The following is an 8,182-nucleotide window of genomic DNA, read 5'->3' on the forward strand; positions in this document are numbered from 1 at the left end:
GGTTGTGTTGTACAAGTTTTCTAGTTTAACTCGCGAGGAGGTTCAAGAGATGATTGGGGTTAATGAATTTAAGCAGTGCTGACTTTATGAGGATATTAAGCTCGAAGGCAAGCAGGAAGGTAAGTTAGAACTGGTTCCTAAGTTGTTGGCGGGGGGGTTGAGTGTGGAGGAGATTGCAGAAATGATGGGGTTAAGGGTGGAGCAAGTGGGGCAGGTACCGGAAGAGTAGCCCGATCGCAGTTCTAGGGGGGTAGAAAAAGCGATCGCGCCGTAGTGGGGGCACACTCCCGAATCTACTGGGAGACGGGTGGGGGGTCGAGAACCGTGACCGAGACCAACGGCGTCACGTTCAAGCCGCGATCGCGAATTTGGGATTGAATCTCGCGGGTGAGGCGCTGACGAATCTGGTCGTCGGGCAAAGTCACGTTAGGCTGTCGCTGAACGTAAATCATCGTCAGCAGGGTATTCTGGCCTTTAATATTAGTTTTGGTAAAGCGAACTTCACTATCCACCAATTTGACCAGTTCGGTATTGTCCACCAGGGTACCGATATCGGCACTAATGCGCTGAGTGAGGCTAGAACGCTGAAAATTGGGCGTAGAGGAAAACTGCCAAGTCAGCAAACCGATTAAGGCGATCGCCGTGACTCCCAGATTCAGGGGAAACAGCATTTTCCGACCTCGGTCGTATCGCGCCCCGCGAACGTTGACCCCAAACAAGCGAAACACGAGAGCAGCAGAAAAATTAATCCCCACCAACTGTAGCAACACCAAAAATAACCCATTGACCGCCATATCCCAGCGCCCCAGTGCCCCTGCCATACCCACCAAACCTGCCGGGGGTGCCAGAGACGCCGCCACCAGAATCCCGATCGAGGCCCCGGAGACGAGACTGCTGCGGTCCGACTGAATCAAATTCAGCCCCCCTGCAGTTCCTGCCGATAGCGGTAGCAACACTGAAACGGCGGAAATTTCTGCCGTTTCCATCATCAAGGTGGTGGCACTCTGTTGCCGAAAAATCAGGGTGAGCAAGGCAGCAACCAGCATCGACACAGTAATCGCCGAAAAATATCGCAGCACACTGCGCCACAGGAGGGTGGTGTCTCCCCTGGCGGTGGCGATCGCCACATTCATCGCCGGACCGGCAAACGGTGCAATCAACATCGAGGCGGTAAGCAGATAAATGGTATTGGTAAATAATCCGATCCACACCACCACCGCGCCAATCACCGCATATCCGAGAAACCCGCGCCAAGACCCGACACTCTGCAACCCGGCCAAAAATATCTCCAGGGGGCTGCGTTCCGTGACATCGGTCACCTGGTCTGGGGCTTCTGATGGCGGGGGTTGCAATGCCATCACCCCCCGGGGAATCAAGGTAATGTGAACCTCCGGGATGGATTCGAGATCCTGGAGTAAATTCTCCACATTCTGATTCGCGATATGGAGGAAAACCACATCCACCGGCTGGCCCGAATCGGTAGCTTCAAACTGGATCGCATTGGCGGGATGATAGGGTTGAGCCGCTTCCATCACCGCTTTCCGACGCCCGCGCGGCACCCGAATCTGTAATTGACGCATAAAATCATCATTCCTTGTGCGATTTTCTGAGCTTAGGGTAGCGCAAGCCAAATCGGTCTGTAGAATAGATGCAGTGTGCCCAAAGCGATCGCCTATGAGCTATTGCCTCAATCCCCATTGCCCGAAACCCCATAATCCCGATAACGGCAATTTCTGTCAAAATTGCCGTTCTCCATTAGTCCTGAAAAACCATTACCGCGCCCTCAAACCCCTTGGCGAAGGCGGAATGGGTCGCACGTTTTTGGCGGTTGATGAGGATCGCCTCAATGCCCCCTGCGCCCTGAAACAGTTGTTGCCGGCCCGGGAAATTCAAGGGAATTCCCAAGCAATGGCAAAAGCAACCGAACTGTTTGAACAAGAAGCGCGCCTCCTACTTTACCTGGGAGAGCGTCATTCCCAGATTCCCACCCTGCTGGCGTATTTCGAACAAGACAAACGCTGGTATTTGGTGCAGCAATTGGTGGAAGGACGGGATTTGTGGCAGGAATTGCAACACGAAGGTGCCTTTAACGAAGCCAAAATCCGCGCTCTCTTGCTTGATTTGCTCCCGGTTCTTCAGTTTATCCACGACCATCAGGTGGTTCACCGCGATATCAAACCGATGAATATCATCCGCCGCAGTGCGTCTGCGGCAAGTATGGCGGGTTCGGTGGGTTCGGGTCAGTTGGTGCCGATCGATTTTGGCGTTTCAAAGCGCCTCAGTGCTGTGGGATTGAACAATACTGGCACCCGCACCGGCACGGAAGGCTATGCGCCCATCGAACAACTGCGCGGGGGACAGGCATTTCCGGCGAGCGATTTGTATAGCTTGGGGGTCACTTGCATTCAATTACTCTGCGATCGCCCCCTGAATGAATTGTATGACCCGATCGCCTCTATCTGGCGGTGGCGATCGCGTCTGTGGCAGCTCAATCGCACGGTTAGCGATGACCTAGCCTATATTTTAGATAAAATGCTGGAAGATTCTATCGAGCAGCGCTATCAATCTGCTGCCGAAATTATCGACGATCTGACTCCCCTTTCTGCGAAAAAACACGCCCCCCCCGTTGCGCCGCTGATGCCGCCTCCCACCCCTGCCGCTCCTCCGGTTGTGCCAACTCACAATTCTCCCCCAGATTTGTCAGTTTTGCCAGCCCAAAATTGGGAATGTTTGAATACTTTAATCGGGCATACAGGGGCAATTTATTCGGTGGCGATCGCCCCTGACGGTCAAACCATCGCTTCGGCAAGTGAAGATAAAACCATTAAAATTTGGGACGCAGAAACCGGAGAAATCCGACAGGAACTCACCCAACATTCCGCACCGGTAAACGCTCTTGCCATGACGCCCGATGGCAAACTGTTAATCTCCGCTAGTGCGGATAAAACCATTAAAATCTGGCAATTAGAAACCGGATTTTTGCTTCGCACCCTCACGGGACATTCCGGGGCAGTTCAGGCGATCGCCCTGAGTCCCGATGGCAAAACAATCGTTTCGGGCAGTGCGGATAAAACCATTAAAATTTGGCACCGGCAAACCGCGCAACTGAAAAAAACCTTAAAAGGACATACGCAAGCGGTGATTTCCCTGGCAATCAGTCCCGATGGCAAAATTATCGCCTCCGGAAGTGACGATCGCGCGGTAAAATTATGGCAGTCCAAGAATGGCAATCTGAAAACCACCTTAAATGGCCATAATGCATCGGTAAGCGCGATCGCTATCAGTTCCGATGGCCAAACTCTCGCCAGCGCCAGTGGCGACAAAACCATTCAAACCCGACAGTTAGATACCGGAAAATGGTTGGCCACGCCCAAAGCCCATTCTAGCGGATTTTGCGCGATCGCCTATGCCCCGAACCCCGACAATTTCACCGCCGCCGAAGGTCATATCCTTGCCAGTGGCGGCGACGATAAATCCGTGAAACTCTGGCATCAGGAAAGCGGCAACTTATTGCAAGTGTTTTCCGGACATTCCGATACCGTCTCTTGCTTGGCATTTGACCCGCAAGGTCGTACCCTGGTGAGTGGCAGTTCCGATAAAACCATTAAAATTTGGGGCGTCAATTCCTGATAACAATGAACCGAATCGCACAGATTATCTTCCCAGTCAACCAATCCCGTTGATTCTGCTATTATCCCGTTAGAATTTTACCGCCAGTTTATCAGTATGAGTTATTGCTTCAATCCGCACTGCCAAAAACCGCAAAATCCAGCCCAGAATAACTTTTGTCAAAATTGCGGGGCGAAACTGCTGCTGCGAGAACATTACCGGGCAATAAAACCCCTGGGAAATGGCACCTATAGCCGCACGTTTGTGGCGGTAGATGAGGATATTCCATCAAAACCCTTGTGCGTTATCAAGCAATTTTTTCCGCCTAGCCAAGGGGCAGACGTGCGGAAAGCGGCGGAATTATTTCAACGGGAAGCCGTGCAACTAGATAGGTTGGGAAACCATCCGCAAATCCCCCGGTTATTGGCTTATTTCCAACAAGATAAACGCCAATATTTGGTGCAAGAATTTATCGAAGGGGAAAATCTGGCGGTAGAGGTTCAAAAGCAAGGGGCATTTTCGGGCAACAAAATTATTGAATTGCTGGAACAATTGCTGCCAATTTTGGAATTCGTCCACCATCACCAAGTCATTCATCGGGATATCAAACCCGCGAATATTATTCGCCGCAGTGATGCATCGGTAAAAGCTGCTACCCGAGGGATGGAAGGGGGTAAAAATGAACTGGTATTGGTGGGATTTGGGTCGTCGAAAAAGCTACCCAATCGGGCGGTTTCTGGGAGTATGACAACGATTGGCAGTCCGGAATATACGGCAGATGAGCAGTTGGCGGGGAATCCGGTATTTGCGAGCGATTTATATAGTTTGGGGGTGACTTGTATTGAGTTGTTGACGCAAATGAGTCCGTTTAAATTGCGGTTGGGAAATACTTGGGCATGGCGAGAGTATTTGCCTCGTCCGATTGGGGGGTCTTTGGAGAGGATTTTGGATAAATTGTTGGCGTCGGATCTGGCGCAGCGCTATCCTTCGGCGGCGGAGGTTTTGCGGGATTTGGAACGGTTGCAACCCACCTCTTGGAAGTGTGTGGAAACTTTTGCTGCTAGCGATCGCGTCAAGTGTGTGGCAATTTCTCCCGATAGTCAGATTCTCGCCAGTGGGAGTGAAGATAATCGCATCCAATTGTGGTATCCGGGCAGCGGAAATTCGCCGGAAGTTTTAGGGAATTGGATGTCAGCACATTCGGGATGGGTACAGGCGATCGCCTTTAGTCCCGATGGGCGATTGTTAATCACTGGAAGTTGCGATCGCGCCCTGAAAGTGTGGGATTTAGGCACAAAAAAACTGCTGCGATCGCTGGGGGATTGGTTTGCCACTCACACCGGGTGGGTAAATGCAATCGCGATCGACCCTACGGGCAATCTGGTAGTTAGCGGTAGCGCCGATTGTACGATTAAAATTTGGACCGTTTCTTCTGGGAAGCAGGTACGGAGTATCAATGCCCACGATGCATGGGTAGAATCTGTGGCGATCGACCCGAGGGGGAAATTTATTGCCAGTGGCGGTGGCGATCGCCTTGTCAAACTGTGGGAATTATCCACCGGCAAACCGGTGGCAACTCTGGCGCAGCATACCGATGCGGTGGGTTGCGTGGCATTTAGCCCCGATGGGCAAATTCTCGCCTCGGGCAGTCGGGATAAAACCCTGAAATTATGGCAAGTGAGCAATGGGGAAGAATTAACCACCCTGACGCATTCCGACTGGATCGGTTGTGTGGCATTTAGCCCGCGATCGCCCCTGGTGGCGGCGGGGACCCGCAATGGCGCGATCGCCCTCGCTAACCCCTACACCGGCGAATCTCTCGCCATCCTCAAGGCCCATTCCGCCGCCGTAAATTCTGTAGCATTTAGCCCCAACTCCGAGGCGATCGTTTCCGGTAGCGCTGATGGAAGTATCAAAATTTGGCAACAGTCTGGATAATTTATACTCCCAAGGGGCAAGGGATTTAGCACTACGGGAAAATGTGATTTTTCTGTAGAAATTTTAGCCCTACAAACGGCTAGGAATTAACGCGCATCTTTCTCCAAAACAGGAGGGCATGATTTTCATTTTCCCGGGAATCACTCTGGCGGCTTTTTCAATTTTAATGAAGTTTTAATAAAAAAATGTTAGGTCCTAACAAGCAGGTGGTAAACTAAAATAAGAAACACCAATTGAAGATAAGCCCTCGCTGGTTAGTAGGGGGGCGATCGCATTCCCCTTACCAGGCATTCCCCACCGGATGGGCGACTATCGTTCCTCCCCCCCCCGAATGCTTGCCCGAACCCTAAAGCTACTCGGAAAACGCTGTTAAAAGAATGATGAAAAAGAATCAGTTTGGAGTCGGATGGTCGTTTCCCCTGCTGTTTGCCCTCATCTTTAGCGGGCAAACCGATGCCCACGCCCAAGCGATCGCCCCTGCAGTGGACGGAACCAATACCCAAGTAACCACAAACGGCAATCAGTTTGATATCCACGGCGGGCAATTGTCATCAGATGGGGCAAATCTTTTTCATAGTTTCGAACGATTTAACGTAAACCCCGGCGAGATTGCTAACTTTCAGTCCAATCCTTCCCTAGAAAATATTGTCGGGCGCGTGGTGGGAGGCGATGCATCGCGAATTCACGGGTTAATTCAGGTGACGGGAGGCAATGCTAACCTATTTTTAACCAATCCTACAGGCATTTTATTCGGTCCAAATGCGCGATTAAACGTACCCGGTGACTTTTTCGCCACCAGCGCTACGGGAATAGGGTTCGAGAATGGGAATTGGTTTCGCGCGATCGGGGACAATCAATGGGGAGAATTGGTAGGTGAACCGTCGCGCTTTGCATTTCCCGACGCAGCAGGGGCGATCGCCAATTTTGCTCATTTATCCGTACAACCCCAACGCAATTTAACCTTACTCGGCGGTAGCGTTCTCAATGCGGGCACTTTGTCTGCGCCTGGGGGAAATATCACCATCGCCGCCATTCCAGGCGAAAATCTGGTTCGCATTTCTCAACCCCATCATCTCCTCAGTTTAGAAGTAAACTCACATGATGCGGATTCCTCACTCAACTCTAATATTGCGCCGCTCTCATTGCCCGAATTGCTCACAGGGGGCGAGGGGATGCACGCCGATCGCGCCCGAGTGAACCCCGATGGCACCATTTTAATTGCCGGATCCGGCGTCAGTGTCGATCCGCAAACCGGGGACGCGATCGCCTCCGGAACCCTAGATGTGTCTGGCGGGCGCGGAAATATTAACCTCGGCGGAAACGCCAGCATCATGGGAAATCGCGTCGCTCTATTTGACGCTACAATCAATGCCTCTGGAACCCAGGGCGGCGGCAAGGTACTCGTCGGCGGCGACATCGGCGGGGGCACCCCAGAGCAACTGCAAGCTTCTCACACTCTCGTCGATCGCAATTCTCACATAAATTTAGATGCGATCGACAATGGCAACGGCGGCACAGCGGTTCTCTGGGGGAATAACATTACCCAATTTTATGGCAGCATTACCGCTCGAGGAGGGGCGAATCCGACGGCAAATTATCAACCCCAAAACGGCGGATTTGTAGAAATCTCCGGGCGCGAATTTTTAGAATTTAATGGCACAGTAAATACCCTCGCTACCCACGGAATCTCCGGAACCTTATTACTCGATCCGAGCGATATTGAAATTGTCAGCAGTGGCGGAAATACCACGGATTTAACCCAAGTAGATGAATTTCGGGATACGCCAGATTCTTCTAGCAGGATTGATGTGGAATTGATTAATAATGCTACCTCAAATGTCACCCTACAAGCAGACAATGATATTACTTTTAACGCCGCAGTCAATATCGCTACCAATGGGATTGGGTTAAATGCAGAAGCGGGCAACCGCATTGCAGTGAATCGCCGGATTCAAACCAACAATGGGCCAATTACCCTAACGGCAAATGGTTCGGCGGGGGGCGGAATTGAGGTATCTGCCAATAGTGGCGGGATTCATTCCGGCGGCGGGAATATTCGCTTGAGTGCCCCGAATAGTAATGCGACGGGAATTGGGATTCAAGCAGGTGAAATTGTCTCCAATGGCGGGAATGTAATTTTGAATTCATCTGCCGATATTGAAGCGATATCGATTGATGCGCGCGGCGGTAGCGATCGCCCGGGGGGAACTGTGGAAATCTCCACCGGCAGATTTCTCCGCATTATCGGCAATTTTAGCGATCGCAATGGCAATCCGATCGCCATTTCCACCGCCGGGGAACAGGGTATCGGTTCGATTACCATTCGCCACGGCGGAAATGGAGAAACACCGTTTGTAGTCGGCGATGCAAGTCGCAATGGAAGTCAGGGTGCGATCGTGACGGGAAGCGATGCGATCGCCAGCGGTACCTTTCTACAATCCACCAATCGCGGGCGAATTAACATTACCACCGCGATCGCCTCTCAACCTGCGCCACAAGAACCTGCGCCAAATCAGCAACCTGCGCCACAACAACCCGCGCCGCAACAACCCGCATCAAATCAACCCTCACAGAATCAACCGCCAGGGAATCAACAACCTCCCCCGAATCAACCCTCACAGAATCAACCGCCAGG

4 protein-coding genes are annotated in these 8,182 nt (G+C 51.9%); 3 read left to right on the plus strand and 1 reads right to left on the minus strand.

Annotated features, from left to right (window positions below; translation table 11 throughout):
- Positions 1 to 293: 293 nt before the first annotated feature.
- A complete protein-coding gene (locus AC0QH1_RS03665) occupies positions 294 to 1,580 on the minus strand; it encodes a DUF389 domain-containing protein (protein WP_324629499.1) in 1,287 nt (428 codons plus the stop codon).
- 94 nt (positions 1,581 to 1,674) lie between these two features.
- On the opposite strand from AC0QH1_RS03665, the gene AC0QH1_RS03670 reads away from it, so the two are divergent.
- From AC0QH1_RS03670 to AC0QH1_RS03680, 3 genes are all read left to right on the plus strand, one after another.
- On the plus strand, positions 1,675 to 3,630 hold the full coding sequence (locus AC0QH1_RS03670) for a serine/threonine-protein kinase (RefSeq protein ID WP_324629500.1): 1,956 nt from the start codon (positions 1,675 to 1,677) through the stop codon (positions 3,628 to 3,630).
- A gap of 96 nt (positions 3,631 to 3,726) precedes the next feature.
- Complete coding sequence (locus AC0QH1_RS03675; RefSeq protein ID WP_324629501.1) at positions 3,727 to 5,547, plus strand: WD40 repeat domain-containing serine/threonine-protein kinase; 1,821 nt, start codon at positions 3,727 to 3,729, stop codon at positions 5,545 to 5,547.
- 377 nt (positions 5,548 to 5,924) lie between these two features.
- On the plus strand, positions 5,925 to 8,182 hold a 2,258-nt coding region (locus AC0QH1_RS03680; RefSeq protein WP_324629502.1), incomplete at its 3' end, for a filamentous hemagglutinin N-terminal domain-containing protein.

It is taken from the genome of Phormidium sp. CCY1219, assembly GCF_055795085.1.

Bases quoted from the DNA above. Each gene is read 5' to 3' on its own strand.
- AC0QH1_RS03675 (WP_324629501.1), top strand. From the start codon at position 3,727: ATGAGTTATTGCTTCAATCCGCACTGCCAAAAACCGCAAAATCCAGCC.
- AC0QH1_RS03670 (WP_324629500.1), top strand. From the start codon at position 1,675: ATGAGCTATTGCCTCAATCCCCATTGCCCGAAACCCCATAATCCCGAT.
- AC0QH1_RS03665 (WP_324629499.1), bottom strand. From the start codon at position 1,580: ATGCGTCAATTACAGATTCGGGTGCCGCGCGGGCGTCGGAAAGCGGTG.